The organism is Melissospora conviva (genome assembly GCF_049523535.1).
GTDB classification, from domain to species: Bacteria; Actinomycetota; Actinomycetes; order Mycobacteriales; family Micromonosporaceae; genus Melissospora; species Melissospora conviva.
In genome coordinates this window covers 237415-251351 of sequence record NZ_JBLLDT010000001.1, presented here as the reverse complement: position 1 = coordinate 251351, position 13937 = coordinate 237415, and the positions used below count along the sequence as shown (strand labels likewise).

16 protein-coding genes are annotated in these 13937 nt (G+C 72.5%); 8 read left to right on the top strand and 8 right to left on the bottom strand.

All coding sequences use genetic code 11. The annotated features are described in order from the left end of the window. Nucleotides 1-38: 38 nt before the first annotated feature. Both ACK8GG_RS01300 and ACK8GG_RS01295 read left to right on the top strand, forming a co-directional pair. Nucleotides 39-317: a GYD domain-containing protein gene (locus ACK8GG_RS01300; RefSeq protein WP_440349214.1), complete on the top strand. Its 279-nt coding sequence runs from the start codon at nt 39-41 to the stop codon at nt 315-317. A gap of 81 nt (nt 318-398) precedes the next feature. Then, complete coding sequence (locus tag ACK8GG_RS01295) at nt 399-1286, top strand: aminoglycoside phosphotransferase family protein (protein WP_440355310.1); 888 nt, start codon at nt 399-401, stop codon at nt 1284-1286. A gap of 95 nt (nt 1287-1381) precedes the next feature. Here ACK8GG_RS01295 and ACK8GG_RS01290 read toward each other — a convergent pair whose 3' ends face one another. Together ACK8GG_RS01290 and ACK8GG_RS01285 are read right to left on the bottom strand one after the other, a co-directional pair. Continuing rightward, nucleotides 1382-2119, bottom strand: coding sequence for an isocitrate lyase/PEP mutase family protein (locus ACK8GG_RS01290; protein WP_440355309.1), 738 nt, complete (start codon nt 2117-2119; stop codon nt 1382-1384). Then, nucleotides 2116-2778, bottom strand: coding sequence for a hypothetical protein (locus ACK8GG_RS01285; protein ID WP_440355308.1), 663 nt, complete (start codon nt 2776-2778; stop codon nt 2116-2118). The genes ACK8GG_RS01290 and ACK8GG_RS01285 overlap by 4 nt, the downstream gene beginning before the upstream one ends. Nucleotides 2779-2841: 63 nt before the next feature. Between ACK8GG_RS01285 and ACK8GG_RS01280 the strand changes: the two genes are divergently transcribed. The 3 genes from ACK8GG_RS01280 to ACK8GG_RS01270 all read left to right on the top strand — a co-directional run bounded on the left by ACK8GG_RS01280 (nt 2842) and on the right by ACK8GG_RS01270 (nt 4772). Further along, nucleotides 2842-3561 carry an ArsR/SmtB family transcription factor gene (locus tag ACK8GG_RS01280; protein ID WP_440348682.1) on the top strand — a complete coding sequence of 240 codons (720 nt, stop codon included), beginning with the start codon at nt 2842-2844 and terminating at the stop codon, nt 3559-3561. Between the two features lie 136 nt (nt 3562-3697). Then, a complete protein-coding gene (locus tag ACK8GG_RS01275) occupies nt 3698-4255 on the top strand; it encodes a dihydrofolate reductase family protein (protein ID WP_440354412.1) in 558 nt (185 codons plus the stop codon). Nucleotides 4256-4487: 232 nt separating this feature from the next. Further along, on the top strand, nt 4488-4772 hold the full coding sequence (locus ACK8GG_RS01270; RefSeq protein ID WP_440348684.1) for a hypothetical protein: 285 nt from the start codon (nt 4488-4490) through the stop codon (nt 4770-4772). A 97-nt stretch (nt 4773-4869) separates the two neighbouring features. On the opposite strand, the gene ACK8GG_RS01265 is transcribed toward ACK8GG_RS01270, so the two are convergent. The 5 genes from ACK8GG_RS01265 to ACK8GG_RS01245 form a co-directional block, all read right to left on the bottom strand. Next, on the bottom strand, nt 4870-5616 hold the full coding sequence (locus ACK8GG_RS01265; RefSeq protein ID WP_440354414.1) for an SDR family NAD(P)-dependent oxidoreductase: 747 nt from the start codon (nt 5614-5616) through the stop codon (nt 4870-4872). Between the two features lie 43 nt (nt 5617-5659). Continuing rightward, nucleotides 5660-6985: a histidinol dehydrogenase gene (gene hisD / locus ACK8GG_RS01260; RefSeq protein ID WP_440355307.1), complete on the bottom strand. Its 1326-nt coding sequence runs from the start codon at nt 6983-6985 to the stop codon at nt 5660-5662. Between the two features lie 156 nt (nt 6986-7141). After that, complete coding sequence (locus ACK8GG_RS01255) at nt 7142-7672, bottom strand: hypothetical protein (RefSeq protein WP_440348687.1); 531 nt, start codon at nt 7670-7672, stop codon at nt 7142-7144. Nucleotides 7673-7777: 105 nt separating this feature from the next. Continuing rightward, nucleotides 7778-8656, bottom strand: a complete 879-nt coding sequence (locus ACK8GG_RS01250; RefSeq protein ID WP_440348688.1) for an ABC transporter permease subunit — start codon at nt 8654-8656, stop codon at nt 7778-7780. Then, complete coding sequence (locus ACK8GG_RS01245) at nt 8657-9637, bottom strand: ABC transporter ATP-binding protein (RefSeq protein ID WP_440348689.1); 981 nt, start codon at nt 9635-9637, stop codon at nt 8657-8659. A 144-nt stretch (nt 9638-9781) separates the two neighbouring features. On the opposite strand from ACK8GG_RS01245, the gene ACK8GG_RS01240 reads away from it, so the two are divergent. From ACK8GG_RS01240 to ACK8GG_RS01230, 3 genes are all read left to right on the top strand, one after another. Continuing rightward, nucleotides 9782-10984 carry a sensor histidine kinase gene (locus tag ACK8GG_RS01240; RefSeq protein WP_440348690.1) on the top strand — a complete coding sequence of 401 codons (1203 nt, stop codon included), beginning with the start codon at nt 9782-9784 and terminating at the stop codon, nt 10982-10984. Beyond that, nucleotides 10981-11661, top strand: coding sequence for a response regulator (locus tag ACK8GG_RS01235; protein WP_440348691.1), 681 nt, complete (start codon nt 10981-10983; stop codon nt 11659-11661). The genes ACK8GG_RS01240 and ACK8GG_RS01235 overlap by 4 nt, the downstream gene beginning before the upstream one ends. Nucleotides 11662-11826: 165 nt before the next feature. Beyond that, on the top strand, nt 11827-12732 hold the full coding sequence (locus ACK8GG_RS01230) for a DMT family transporter (RefSeq protein ID WP_440355306.1): 906 nt from the start codon (nt 11827-11829) through the stop codon (nt 12730-12732). Between the two features lie 104 nt (nt 12733-12836). On the opposite strand, the gene ACK8GG_RS01225 is transcribed toward ACK8GG_RS01230, so the two are convergent. Beyond that, nucleotides 12837-13877 (bottom strand): zinc-dependent alcohol dehydrogenase family protein, encoded by a 1041-nt coding sequence (locus tag ACK8GG_RS01225; RefSeq protein WP_440348693.1) that lies wholly within the window; start codon nt 13875-13877, stop codon nt 12837-12839. Nucleotides 13878-13937 lie beyond the last annotated feature (60 nt).

Genomic DNA, 13937 nt, shown 5'->3' with positions numbered 1-13937 from the left:
CGAAATTTATTGTCAGGGCGAACTACACCGCCCGGGGAATGTCGGGGTTGGGCAAGGAGGGCGGGTCGGCGCGCGCCGAAATCGTCCATTCCCTGGTCGAGAACGCAGGCGGGCGGGTGGAGTGCCTGTACTTCGGGTTCGGCGATCACGACCTCTACGTGGTGGGCGAAATGCCGAACCCCGTCACGGCGGCCGCTCTCGGTATCGCTGTCCGATCGACGGGCGTGGTGGAGGCCCAGGTCAACCTGCTGCTCACCCCGGAGGAGATGGACGAAGCGGCCCAGCTGCCGGTCGCGTACCAGCCGCCCGGTCGCTGAGACGCCCGCGACCAGGGCGGGTTCAGCACCACGACGCTCGGGCTGAATGCCGCCAAGGCAGGCCGGTAGGGTCTGCCCGCGATGATGCACGACGACGAATACTTCATTGACGCGGACCTTGTACGCCGGCTCCTCGCCGCGCAGTTTCCACAGTGGGCACCACTGCCGCTGCGGCCGGTCGAGGCATGGGGCACCGGCAACGCCATCTACCGGCTCGGCGACGACCTGTCGGTCCGGCTGCCACGGATCCCGTCCGCCGCCGGGGACGTACGGTTCGAGCGGGAGTGGCTGCCCCGGCTTGCGACGATGGTGCCCGTGGCGCTGCCGGAGCCGCTGACCATCGGCGAGCCCGGCGAGGGGTATCCGGAGCAGTGGGCCGTCAACCGCTGGCTCCACGGCACGCATCCCACCGAAGCTGACGCCGACAGCCACGACTTCGCCCACGGCCTCGGCGAGTTCGTGGCCCGGCTGCGCCAGGCCGACACCACCGGCGCCCGGCCGGGGTACCGCGGCGGCCCGCTGCGCACCCGCGACGCGTACGTGCGGGAGTGGACCGCCAAGGCCGAAGGCGAGATCGATACCGAGGCGGTGCTGGACGTCTGGCAGGCCTCGCTCGACCTGCCCGAGTGGGACGGTCCGCCGGTCTGGACCCACGGGGACCTGCTCGCCGGCAACGTGCTGCTCGACGGCGGCCGGCTGCACGCGGTCATCGACTTCGGCGCGGCCGGGATCGGAGACCCGGCCTGCGACGCGCTGCCCGCCTGGACCCTGCTGAACGCCGAGACCCGGCCCACCTTCCGGGCCGCCGCCGGGTTCGACGACGCCACCTGGGCGCGGGGCCGGGCCTGGGCGCTGACCTTCGTCGGCGGCATCACCTACTACCGCCAGACCAACCCCCCGATGGCCGACCTCGGCCACCGCGCCGTCGCCGAAGTGCTCCAGGACACCGCCACCGGCCAGCCCGTGTAGGGGCAGACGTCGCGCACCCGATCGCCGTACATGCCGATGCCGACGAACACGCCGACCGGCGCGTCGCGCAGCGCGGCGAGCGTCACTGCATTCCGTCAGCGCATCCGCGCCGCCGCATCGACCTCGGCGTAGGACGGCAGGTCGGCGCGGACCGCCGCACCGTCGCGGACGGCGAGCGCCGTCTCCACCGACGCGGCCAGGGCGGCGCGGAAGAGCAGCGAGCCGGTGCTGATCCGCCGTACGCCGAGCTCCGCCAACGCCGCGACGGTGTGCCGCCCCGGCAGGAACAGCACGTTGACCGGCACCTCCACGGCGGCGACCACGGCGGCGATGTCGGCCGGTTCGGCCAGCCCGGGGACGAAGACCCCGTCGGCCCCGGCGTCGGCGTAGCAGCGCGCCCGGCTTACGGCCTCGGTGAGGTCGCCGGGGCGCTGCCAGTGGGTGTCGGTGCGGGCGTTGACGAAGAGCTGCGGGGCCTCCTGCTTGACGGCCCGGATCAGCGCCGCGTGTTCGGTGGCCGGCCGCAGGGCGTCCTCGATGTTGATGCCGGCCGCACCGGCCTCGGCGACGGCGACGGCCGCGGCCACCGAGCCGGTTTCGATGTCGACGGTGACGTGGAGCGGGAGGTCCGCCAGCCGGCGGGTGAGGCGCAGGGTCTCCTCGTCGGCGGCGCCGACCCCGTCGGGCAGGCCGTGGGCGGCCGCGACACCGAGGCTGGTGGTGCCGAGCGCGGGAAAGCCCGCCTCGGCCAGTAGCCGGGCGGCGGCGACGTCCCAGACGTTCGGCAGGACGAGCGGGTCACCCGCACGGTGCAGGTCGGCGAAGCGGCTCATCGGCGGGCTCCCGCCACGAGCGCGAGGGCGTGCTCCCGGCCGGGGCAGCGCCGGGGACCGGCACCGAACGCCAGATCGCCCGCGAGGCGCACCTGCACCACCTCGCCGGCCTGCACGGTGTGGTCGCCGACGGTGGTGGTGCGCAGGGCCTGGCGCTTGGTCGCGGGGACCGGCGGGTCGTCGCGCAGCACCTCGTCGACCGGGCGGTGCCGGGCCCGTTCGACCAGTGCGGTGGTGGGGCCGTACGCCTGCACGAGCACGCCGATGCGGGCCGCGGTCGGCTCGTCGCGGACGCCACCGAGGTGCGCGACGAGCCGGGTGAGTGCCGCGTCGGCGCGCGCCTCGTCGCCGGTACCCGGGTGGTAGGCCTGGGCGACGTCGCCGACCAGCTCCACGACGGGCGCGTCGAGGCCGAGCGCGCAGGCAAGGGCCGCCACCGGATGCGCCGCGCCCTGCCCCGTCAGGGACTCCGGCGGGATCGAGTCCAGGATCGCGACCGAGAGGGCCAGCCGGCGCGGGTACGCCGCTCCGGTGCTGAACCGGCCGACGGTGGCGCGCAGCCAGCCGATCCCGTGGGAGGCGGGCGGGACCGACGGCACCACGAAAGCCGGGTCGTTCAGGACGGCGAGGGCGGCGTCACTGCCGCGGATCTGCTGCATGCGGCGAACCTACGGCCGGAATCGTTCGACGGTCGCCGAAGTGTTTCGGCCTAGGCTGGCCCGGTGACCTCCGCTGCGGACCTGGCGTCGCTGGCGGCGCTGCTGGCCGACGAGACCCGCGCCGCCATCTGCCTGGCGCTGCTCGACGGTCGCGCGTGGACAGCCGGTGAGCTGGCCGCCCACGCCCGCGTCGCGCCCTCCACCGCCACCGCGCACCTGCACCGCCTCGTCAACGGCGGGCTGCTCGTCGAGCGACGCCAGGGCCGCCACCGGTACGTCCAGCTCGCCGACCCCACCGTGGCGCAGCTGATCGAGGACCTGGCGGGCCGGCTCACCCGTCGCCCGGATCCGCCACGCGGACTGCGGGCGGTCACCGCGAGCGAGGCGCTACGCCGTGGCCGTACCTGTTACGACCACCTGGCGGGGCGGCTCGGCGTCGCCGTCACCGACGCGATGACCGGCGCGGGGCTGCTCGACGTCAGCGGCGGGTTCGCACTCACCGCGTCGGGACGGGCGTGGCTGACCGGCCCGGTCGAGATTCGCGCGGAGCAGTTGCGGCCCGGCGGGCGGCCTCTCGTACGCGGTTGTCTGGACTGGACAGAGCGACGGCAGCACCTCGCCGGGCGGGCCGGGGCGGCACTCTGCACCGCGTTCCTCGACCGGGGTTGGGTGGTGCGGATCGGGTCCGGCCGGGCAGTACGGCTCACCTCCTCCGGCGAGGCGGCACTGCGGGACCTGCTGGGGCTCACCGACCTCGTGGCCTCCGCACCGGGAAGACCATGATCGTTAGTCGGTTTCCGGTGCCCTGACAGGCTCGGAACACCGGAAATCAACTAACGATCTTCGAGTGCGACACGGCGGAGCTTGGTGTTCCCGGCGGGAGCCGGTGGTTGACTGAGCCATCGACGGAGGGAAACACATGGCCAAGCTGCTCTACTCGGCGACCGCGTCGCTCGACGGCTTCATCGCCGGGCCGGGCGGTGACATGTCCTGGCTGACCGACTACCTCTCCGGCGAGCAGCCCGGCGGCCAGGAAGTCACCGAAGCGGACCCGACCGCGGAGCGGCTCCTCGCCCGGATCGGGGCCATCCTGGCCGGCAGCCGCACCTACCGCGGCGACGACCCGAACCGCGGCACCGACCGCGAGGGCGCCTTCGGCGGCCAGTACCACGGGCCGGTAGTGGTGCTCACCCACCGGCCGCCGGCGCACCCGGTCGACGGGATCACCTTCGCCACCGACCTGGCCGGCGCGGTCGAGTCGGCCAAGGAAGCCGCCGGCGACAGGTACGTCAACGTCCTCGGCGCCGACATCGCCCGCCAGTGCCTCGAAGCGGGGCTGCTCGACGAAGTGCTGATCTTCTTCGCGCCGGTGCTCCTCGGCGACGGGGTCCGCATCTTCGACCACCCCGGCGGCGCGCCGGTGCGACTGGAACCGCTGCCCGGCGAGTCGGCGCACTGGTACCGCGTCCTGCGCTGAGCCGGCGCACTGGTACCGCGTCCTGCGCTGAGCCAGCGGGCGTGGCTGCCGGCGACCGGTCGCCACCTGGATCGAAACCGGTCGACGGAGGTCTGCGCGGCCCAGCCCGATCGGCCGGGCGCAAGTCCGGGAAGACTCTGTTACAGGAAGATTTCTTACGGCAGAATCGTCGAAGATCGCACCGGCGCGCGGAACGATTCGATGCCTGCTGCCGTGAGACAGGACGTTTTTCATGCAGTTCGACTTCGAAGTAGGGCTCCTGGAGCGTCACCGCGTGTCCTACGCCTACGACCGCACCCGGCGGAACCTGGAGATCAAGGTCGACGGCGTGGCCGTCCGGAACGGGCTGCGAATCATGTCGCTGAACCTGATCCGGCGCTACCACTTCGTGGTCGGTGAGCGCGAACGCCACCGCGTCGTCATCGAAAAGGACCGCGACCTGCCGCTGCTCAGCTTCCGGCCGCGCACCTACCGCGCCTGGGTCGACGGCCTCCTGGTCGCCGAACACACCGGCTGACAGCCACCGCCCGGCGCCTGACCGCCTGAGGCGCCGGCCGTCCCGCTCGCCCACGAGCTGCGCAGCCGGGCCGGGCGCCGCCGAACCCGAGCGGCAATCAGTGGATCGTGTAGCCGCCGTCGATCATCAGCGTCTGGCCGGTGATCAGCGAGGCGGCGTCGCTGAGCAGGAACGCCACCGCACCGGCCACCTCGTCCGGCTCGCCGAAGCGTCCCATCGGGATCCGGCTGAGCAGCTCCGCCGCCCACTCCCCCCGCGAGAGCGTCGCCGCGGTCAGCTCGGTCCGCACGAAGGTCGGCCCGACCGCGTTGACCCGGATGCCGTGCGGGGCCCACTCCAGCGCCAGGTTGCGGGTCAACTGCGCCACCGCCGCCTTGCTGGAGCCGTACGCGGCGCGTTCCTCGATCGCCACCGCGCCCGCCTGCGAGCCGATGTTGACGATGGCGCCCCGCACCCCGCCCGCCACCCAGCCGCGGGCGAACGCCTGCGAGGTGAAGAAGAGCCCGCGGACGTTGGCGGCGTAGACGGCGTCCCAGCCCTCGCAGGTGGCGTTCAGGGCCAGGTCGGGCACGATCGTGCCGGCGTTGTTGACCAGCAGGTCGATGCCGGCGCCGGATTCCTGCAACCGGTTGACGGTCGCCGCGGTGGCCTCGACGTCGACAACGTCGAGGACGACCGGGGTGGTGCCGTACCGGGCGGCGAGCCGCTCGGCGGCGGCCTGCTCACGGGAGGTGCCGTAGACGGTGGCACCGAGGTCGTGCAGCGCGTCGGCGATCGCCGCGCCCAGTCCACGGCTCGCCCCGGTCACCAGGGCGGCCCGCCCGTCCAGCCGGAAATTGATCATCTGGTTCCTCCTACGGTCGGGGCTTGGCACCCGGCCGGCGCGTTCAGCCCTGCGGCATCCAGTCGAAGTGCTCACCGCGGTACTTCGCGACCCGTACGTCACCGGAGCGGGCGTGCCCCTCGAAGCGCTCCACCCGCGAGGCGCGGCCGGTCACCTCGCCGAGCATCGCGCTGGAGGCGGTGTCGGTGACCTCCTGGTACGTCACCGTGCGCAGGTACTTGCCGACCCAGAGGCCGCCGGTGTAGCGCGCCGCGCCGCGGGTGGGGAGGACATGGTTGGTGCCGATGGTCTTGTCGCCGTACGACACGCAGGTCCCCTCGCCGAGGAAGAGCGCGCCGTAGTGGCGCATCCGCGTCAGCGCCTCACGCGGGTTGGCGGTGAGGATCTGCACGTGCTCGAAGGCGTACTCGTCGGCCAGCGCGTACGCGTCGTCGAGGCTGCCAACGACGTGCACCTCGCCGTGGTCGCGCCAGGCGGGGGCGGCGAAGTCGCGGGTCGGCATCCCCGGCAGCAGCTGCTCCACGTGGGCGATCACCTGACGGGCGAGCGGCTCCGAGGTGGTGATCAGCACGGCCGGCGAGTCCGGGCCGTGTTCGGCCTGGGAGAGCAGGTCGACGGCGACCACGAACGGGTCGGCGTGCTCGTCGGCGACGACGAGGACCTCGGTCGGCCCGGCGAAGAGGTCGATACCGACCTTCCCGAAGAGCTGCCTTTTCGCCTCGGCGACGTAGGCGTTGCCGGGGCCGGCCAGCAGGTCCACCGCGCCGATGGTCTCGGTGCCGATCGCCAGCGCGGCGACCGCCTGCACCCCACCCAGGATGTAGATCTCGTCCGCGCCGGCCAGCCGCATCGCCGCGACCGTCGCGGCGGGGATGCCGCCGTCGATCGGCGGGGTGGCGGCGACGACCCGCTCCACCCCGGCGACCTTCGCCGTCACGATCGTCATGTGCGCCGAGGCGAGCAGCGGATAACGCCCGCCCGGCACGTAGGCCCCGGCCGCCGAGACGGGAATGTTCTTCTGCCCCAGCCGTACGCCCGGGAAGGTCTCGATTTCGAACTCGGTCAGCGACTCGAGCTGCCGCTGCGCCATGGTGCGGACCTGCTCCTGCACGAACCGGATGTCGGCGAGGATCTGGGCGTCCACTCCGGACACGATTTCGTCGATCTGCGCCTCGCTGAGCCGGAACCGCTCCGGCGCCCACTTGTCGAAACGCTGGGAGTACTCGCGCACGGCGGCGTCACCGCGCTCCCGCACGTCGGCGATGACCCCCTCGACCACCCGCCGGACCTCGGCCCGGGAGGCCGGCTCGCCGGCGGTGCCGACGGAGCTTTTGAGCACTGTGGACACGACGCGGGACGGAGCTGCCATGCGGACCCTCCAGGGGTCGGGAAGTCGACGGCCGGCGACGTCGGCGGGGGTGGCGCCCGACGAAGCGAAGATCGCCCCGACGCTATCCGGGCAACCGGACCCGAACAAGACACGTCCCAAACGATGCGGCCGGCACCACCGGGTCGCGGCGGCCGATCAGCGCCCCGGTCGTCCCGCGATGGCGTCGCGCAGCACATTCGGTCCCGGCTTCAGCTCGCCGACCGGCACCCGCAGCGTGCCGTCCGCGCCGAGACGGGGCAGCCGCTGCTGTGCGGCGAAGGGCTCCACCGAGTCCCGGTCCACGGGCGTGATCTCCAGGACGGCGAGCGGGCCGGGACGGCGTACCCGGGCGGCAGCGAGCTGCGACCAGCTCAGCAGCACCGGCTCCGCGCCACGCCAGGCCAGTTCGATCCCGGTGGCGCCCACCGCGATCCGGCTCGACCGGGCGCGCTCGTGGAAGGTCCGGGCGATGCCGAAGATCAGCGACCAGAAGAGCGCGCGCAGCACCGCTCCCCGGATCCACTCGACGGAGCCGGTCGGCACGCCGCTGAAGGTATCCGCCAGCAGGATCGCCAGCCACGCCCCGGGCGCGAGGATCAGTAGCGTCGTCAGAAACGTCCGCACCGAGGAGTGGCCGAAACGGATCTCCGTCTGTGCCGTACCGGGAACCTGCTCGCCTGCCACCATCGCCCCATCATCCCCCGCCCCGCCCCTGCTGCACACTCCCTCCTCCCTCCGGGGTCACCTCCGCCTCACCCCAACTCCAGGCGCGGAGGGACGGACCGCGCGGGGTCAGGCGTCGTGGTGCTTGAGGCGCCAGGCTGCGGCGAGGGCGAAGGCGACCAGGTAGCCGGCGAAGACTGCCAGTGCGGGCCCGGGTTCGAGGTTGAAGGGCCCCGGGGTCACCGCGCCGACGGCGGAGCCGGCCGCCGACGGCAGGAACTTGATCACGTCGTCCTGCCAGGCCTGGGGCAGCAGGAGCGTGGCGATCCCCTCCAGCAGGAACATGATCCCGAAGAGCGTGGCGATCGCCGCCGGGCTGGACCGCAGCAGCGCGCCGAGCGCCAGGCCGATCACCGCCCCGCCGGTCATGTAGACGGCAGCGCCGATGACGGCCCGCAGCGCGCCCGGGTCGCCCAGCGTCGCACCACCATCGCCGATGATCAGCTGTCCGCCGAAGAAGGCGACGAAGGCGGCGGCCAGGGTGACGGCGAAGACCACCACCCCGAGTACGGCGATCTTCGCCCAGAGCACCGGCAAGCGCTTCGGTACGGCCGTCAGCGTCGCCCGGATCATGCCGGTGCTGTACTCACCGGCCATGAAGAGCACCCCGAGGGTGCCGAAGACGAGCTGGGCCAGGTTGAGGCCGGAGAGGCTGATCTCGGTCGGCCCGCTGATGCCGGCGAAGCCGCTCTGGCCGCCGCTCATCTCCGCGTGCATCTGGGTCACGTCGGCGTTGGTGCTGATCAGGGAGGCGAGCATCCCCATCCCGACGAAGACGACGACGGCACTGATCAGGGTGATCGGGGTGGAGCGCAGCGACCAGAACTTGATCCACTCCGAGCGGATGACCTGCCATTGGGTGACCTTGGGGCTGCGGTGCGCGGCCCGGTGGTGGGGGTGCTCCGCAGGGGCGCCCTGCGCGGAACGGACGTCGAGAGCGGTTGCCATCTACGCAGCCTTTCCAGCTTGGAAGTTGTCGCCGTCGCCCGGACGGACCGGGCCGGCGCCGTCGGGCAGGTGGGGAGTGGAGATCGCCTGGTACTCGACCGAGTCGCGGGTCATCTCCATGAACGCCTCTTCCAGCGACGGATGCTGGTACGACAGCTCGTGCAGGGTGATCCCGGCGGCGGCGGCCCGGTCGCCGACCTCCTCGGCGCTGAGCCCCACCACGTCGAAAACCCCGCGGTCGATGCTGGTGATCGTGGTCTCCGGGCCGATCAGCGCCTCGTGCAGCGCGGTCGCCTGCGGCGACCGGACCCGCACCGAGGTCAGTGCGGTCCGGGCGATGAAATCGGCGACCGACAGGTCGGCGATCAGCCGGCCCCGGCCGACGACGATCAGGTGCTCGGCGGTGAGCGCCATCTCGCTCATCAGGTGCGAGGAGACGAAGACGGTGCGGCCCTCGGCCGCCAGGGACTGCATCAGGTTGCGGATCCAGAGGATGCCCTCCGGGTCGAGGCCGTTGACCGGCTCGTCGAGGATCACCGTCCGCGGGTCGCCGAGCAGCGCCGAGGCGATGCCGAGCCGCTGCCCCATCCCGAGGGAGAAGCCGCCGGCGCGCTTGCGGGCCACCTCGTGCAGCCCGACGATGTCGATCACCTCGTCGACGCGGCTGCGCGGGATGCCGGTGGTGGCGGCCAGCGCGAGCAGGTGGTCGTACGCCGAACGGCCGCTGTGCACGGCGCGCGCCTCCAGCAGCGCACCGACCTCGCGCAGGGGTGCCCGCAGGTCGGCGTAGGGCCGGCCGTTGATGGTGGCGGTGCCGGCGGTCGGCCGGTCCAAGCCCATGATCATGCGCATCGTGGTGGACTTGCCGGCCCCGTTCGGCCCCAGGAAGCCGGTGACCATGCCCGGCTGGACGGTGAAACTGAGGGAGTCGACCGCGGTCTTCTCCCCGTACCGCTTGGTGAGCCCGACAACCTCAATCATGTGGTCAATGCTGCGTCGCGCAGGGGGCGGATCACCTGCTCCCCGGAGTGTGTTCAGGGCGTACCACCACTGCGGTACGCCCGGGCGCCGGCTACCACCGGCGGAGCACGCGGGCGCGGTCGCGGGTCGCGTAGCGTGAGGCGCATGGCCGACCCGAGCCTGCGGCTGCTGCCGTCGCGGCGCCTGACCGACTTGCATCCGCAGCTTCTCGACGCGCTCTTCGGCGCGGCGGTCGCGGTGGGCTCGCTGGTGACGCTGGTCCTCGGGCAGTACCGGATGGCCGGGCGTCCCCTGACCGCGATGGACTACTCCACCGCGGCGGTCGCGTTCGTGGTGGTGACGCTGCGTCGCCGCTGGCCGCTGGGGACGCTCGCCGCGGCGGTCGCCACCGCCGTGGTCTTCATCGCCCTCGGCGAGCGCGAGCACCTGGTGATCATCGTTACCGCGATCACCACCTACACGATGGCGACGGTCAGCCCACGGGTGCGCGCCTGGGCGATCGCGACCGGGGTGGCGCTGATCCTCTATCTGTCGAGCGTCATGCTCACCGACAACTCGTGGAGCGCGCCGGGGCCGATCGGCAGCATCGCCTGGATCGGGATGGCTGTCGCGGTCGGGGACGCCATGCGGACCCGGCTGGAGTACGTGCGGGCCGTGGAGGAGCGGGCCCGCCGGGCCGAGCAGTCCCGCGACGAGGAGGCCCGCCGCCGGGTCGTCGAGGAGCGGCTGCGCATCGCCCGGGAACTGCACGACGTGGTCGCCCACCACATCGCGCTGATCAACGTGCAGGCCGGGGTCGCCTCGCATCTGCTGCGCAGCCGGCCGGAGCAGGCCGAGGAGGCGCTCGCCCACGTCCGCGACGCCGCGCGCACAGTGCTGGACGAGCTCGGTACGGTCCTCGGCGTGCTGCGCCAGGCCGACGATCCGGAGATGACCACGGAGCCGACGCAGGGGCTGAGCAAGCTCTCCGGGCTGCTTGACGGCCTGGCGGCGGCGGGGCTGCAGGTGGAGTACCGCCGCAACGGCACCGTCCGTGAACTGCCGGCGGGGGTGGACCTGGCGGCGTACCGGATCATTCAGGAGTCGCTGACCAACGCCAAGAAGCACGGCAGCGGCGGGCGGGCGCACCTGACGTTGACCTACGCGCGCGACGGGGTGACCGCCGAGGTGACCAACCCGATCGACCCCCGGCGCGAGCTGTCGGCGGCGGGTACCGGGCGGGGACTGGTCGGGATGCGCGAACGGGCCGCCGCCGTGGGTGGCACGGTCAGCGCCGGCCCGGCCGACGACAGCGTCTTCGTCGTGCACGCCTTCCTGCCCGCCACCGAGAACCGGGAGAACCGATGACCATCCGGGTGCTGCTCGCCGACGACCAGGCGCTGATCCGGGCCGGCTTCCGGGTCCTGATCGAGTCCGCCCCCGACCTGGAGATCGTCGGGGAGGCCGGCACCGGTCAGGAGGCGATCGAGCTGGCCCGGCAGAACCGGGCCGACGTCATCCTGATGGACATCCGGATGCCGGAGATGGACGGGCTGGAGGCGACCCGGCGGATCACCGCCGACGAGGACCTGGCGGGCGTACGGGTGCTGATCCTGACCACGTTCGAGATCGACGAGAACGTGGTGCTGGCGCTGCGGGCCGGGGCGAGCGGTTTCCTCAACAAGGGCGTCGACCCCGGCGATCTGCTGGAGGCGATCCGGGTGGTGGCGCGCGGTGATGCGCTCCTCTCCCCGGGGGCGACCCGCAGTCTGATCGGCCGTTTCCTGAGCCAGCCGGCCCCGGAGCCGCTGCCGGCCCCGAGCGCGCTGGACGCGCTGACCGAGCGGGAACGGGAGGTGCTGACGCTGGTGGCGGCCGGGCTCTCCAACGATGAGATCGCCGAGCGCCTCTACGTCTCGCCGCTGACCGCCAAGACCCACGTCAACCGGGCCATGACCAAGCTCGGGGCGCGCGACCGGGCCCAGCTGGTGGTCATCGCGTACCAGACGGGCCTGGTCCGGCCCGGTGATCCGCCGGCCCCCTAGGGGTGATCTCCCGGTCGCCGCGGCGGATCAGGGGTGCCGGTACGCCATCCGCAGTACGGATGATGTCTGCGCCAGGAGGACGACGAAGCCCCTGAACTGCGGCATTGTCTACCTCATGATGTCGAGCCGGGCCGACCGGAGACCGCAACCACCTCCCACGGCCCCGTGAACGCCCTGCAGTGGGCGGTGCTCCTGTCGGTGCTCTCCACGGTGAGCTACGCGGTGGCCGCCGTCGTGCAGGAGCGGCTGGCGGTACGCGGTCACCGCAGCGTGCCGCACTGGGTGGCGGCACTGGGGCTGACCGGGCTGGGTGCGCTGCTGCACGTGGTGGCGCTGGGTTACGGCAGCGTCGGCATCGTGCAGGCGCTCGGCGCCCTCACCCTGGTCCTCGCCCTGCCGATCGCCGCCCTCCGCAACCCGGGCCGGGTGACGTGGCGGGCCTGGCGGGACGCCGGTCTGACGACCGCCGGTCTGGCCGCGCTGACCCTGCTGGCGAAGGTGCCGGCGGGTACCGGTGCGCTCACCTCCGCCCACGCCGAACTGCTCTCCGCGGTGACGATCATGGTGGTCGCCGCGCTCGCCGTCGCGGCCTGGCGTACGCCGTCGCGGGTGGGCCGGAGCCTGCTGCTCGCCGGCGCCGCCGGCACCTCGTTCGCGATCGCCTCGGTGCTGACCAAGACCGCCCTGGTCGACTTCTCCTACGGCGGCGTACGCGGTCTGGTCCTGCCGCTGCTGGGCTCCATCGTCCTGCTCGCCCTCGCCGGGCTGCTGCTCGGGCAGTTCTCCTACCGGGGCGCCGGGCTGGCCGCGCCGCTGGCGATGGTGAGCGTCACCAACCCGGTCGTGGCCGGCATCGTGGGCATCCTGCTGCTCGGCGAGGGCTTCCGGTACGGCTCGCTCGGCGCTCTCCTGGCGTTGCTCGCCGCGCTGGTCGCCGCCCGGGGTGTGATCGGGCTGGCGATGCGCACTCCCGTGGTGCCGCCCCTCGACGAGATCCTCACCCTGCCGGATCCGGGCGAACTCCTGGGGACGGACGCCGCGGCGGTGAGCGCGGCGAAGCGGATGCGGTGATCCCACATCCGCTTCGGCGATCCGCCCGCTGCGCTCGCGCGGCGGCCTTCAGCGCCCGGCGGGTCACGCCCGGTGGGCGCGATCCCGCAGGGCCCCGGTCCGGGTCACTCCCGGTTGAGGGCGACCTTCAGGGCGCCGGTCTCACCCGCGCGGGCGAAGATGTCGTACGCCTGCATGATGTCGTTCAGCCCGAACCGGTGCGTGATCATCTTTTCGGCGACCTGGAGCTGACCGGTCTCCACCATCCGCAGCAGCGTCGGAATGGTGTACGTGTCAACCAGGCCGGTCGTGATCGTCACGTCCTTGATCCAGAGGTCTTCCAGGTGCAGGGAGACCGGCTTGCCGTGCACGCCCATGTTCGCCACCCGGCCGCCCGGGCGGATCAGCTGGGTGCACTGCTCGAAGGTGGCGGGCACACCGACGGCCTCCATCGCCACGTCGGCGCCGAGCCCACCGGTCAGCTCGTCGACGACCCGGCGGGCCTGGTCGGGCTTGACGGCGACGTCGGCGCCGAAGCTCTTCGCCGCTTCCAGCCGCGCGTCGGCGAGGTCGACCATCACGATGTGCGCCGGCGAGAAGAGCCGCGCGCCGATCACGGCGGAGAGGCCGATCGGGCCACCGCCGACGATCACGACGGTGTCGCCGGGGCCGACCAGCCCGTTGAGCACCCCGACCTCGTAGCTGGTGGGCAGGATGTCCGAAAGCATCATCGCCGCCTCGTTCGAGACGTGGCTGGGCAGTTTGTACGTCGACAGGTCGGCGTAGGGCAGTCGTACCTTCTCGGCCTGGGTGCCGTTGATGAGGTGGCCGAGGATCCAGCCGCCGCCGTTGAGGCACTGGCCGTAGCGCTGCTCCCGGCAGTAGCGGCATCGCCCGCAGGCGGAGACGCAGGAGGCGAGCACCCGGTCACCGGGGGCGATGTTGGTGACGGCCGAGCCGACCTCCAGCACCGTGCCGACGGCCTCGTGGCCCAGAATTCGCCCCGGTGTCACGGCGGGGACGTCGCCGCCCAGAATGTGCAGGTCCGTGCCGCAGATGGTGGTGGTGTCGACCTGGATCACCGCGTCGGTGGGATCGACGATGGTCGGGTCGGGCACGTCCTGCCATGCCTTTTCGCCCGGACCGTTGTAGACGAGCGCCTTCATGCCGGTACCTCCTCGGTGGTCACCCCGTCTTGCCAGAACAAGACGGTCTCCCCCGTGCGG

Coding starts and splice junctions, on each gene's coding strand:
- ACK8GG_RS01300 (WP_440349214.1), top strand. CDS start 39: ATGTCGGGGTTGGGCAAGGAGGGCGGGTCGGCGCGCGCCGAAATCGTC.
- ACK8GG_RS01295 (WP_440355310.1), top strand. CDS start 399: ATGATGCACGACGACGAATACTTCATTGACGCGGACCTTGTACGCCGG.
- ACK8GG_RS01290 (WP_440355309.1), bottom strand. CDS start 2,119: ATGAGCCGCTTCGCCGACCTGCACCGTGCGGGTGACCCGCTCGTCCTG.
- ACK8GG_RS01285 (WP_440355308.1), bottom strand. CDS start 2,778: ATGCAGCAGATCCGCGGCAGTGACGCCGCCCTCGCCGTCCTGAACGAC.
- ACK8GG_RS01275 (WP_440354412.1), top strand. CDS start 3,698: ATGGCCAAGCTGCTCTACTCGGCGACCGCGTCGCTCGACGGCTTCATC.
- ACK8GG_RS01270 (WP_440348684.1), top strand. CDS start 4,488: ATGCAGTTCGACTTCGAAGTAGGGCTCCTGGAGCGTCACCGCGTGTCC.
- ACK8GG_RS01265 (WP_440354414.1), bottom strand. CDS start 5,616: ATGATCAATTTCCGGCTGGACGGGCGGGCCGCCCTGGTGACCGGGGCG.
- hisD (WP_440355307.1), bottom strand. CDS start 6,985: ATGGCAGCTCCGTCCCGCGTCGTGTCCACAGTGCTCAAAAGCTCCGTC.
- ACK8GG_RS01255 (WP_440348687.1), bottom strand. CDS start 7,672: ATGGTGGCAGGCGAGCAGGTTCCCGGTACGGCACAGACGGAGATCCGT.
- ACK8GG_RS01250 (WP_440348688.1), bottom strand. CDS start 8,656: ATGGCAACCGCTCTCGACGTCCGTTCCGCGCAGGGCGCCCCTGCGGAG.
- ACK8GG_RS01245 (WP_440348689.1), bottom strand. CDS start 9,637: ATGATTGAGGTTGTCGGGCTCACCAAGCGGTACGGGGAGAAGACCGCG.
- ACK8GG_RS01240 (WP_440348690.1), top strand. CDS start 9,782: ATGGCCGACCCGAGCCTGCGGCTGCTGCCGTCGCGGCGCCTGACCGAC.
- ACK8GG_RS01235 (WP_440348691.1), top strand. CDS start 10,981: ATGACCATCCGGGTGCTGCTCGCCGACGACCAGGCGCTGATCCGGGCC.
- ACK8GG_RS01225 (WP_440348693.1), bottom strand. CDS start 13,877: ATGAAGGCGCTCGTCTACAACGGTCCGGGCGAAAAGGCATGGCAGGAC.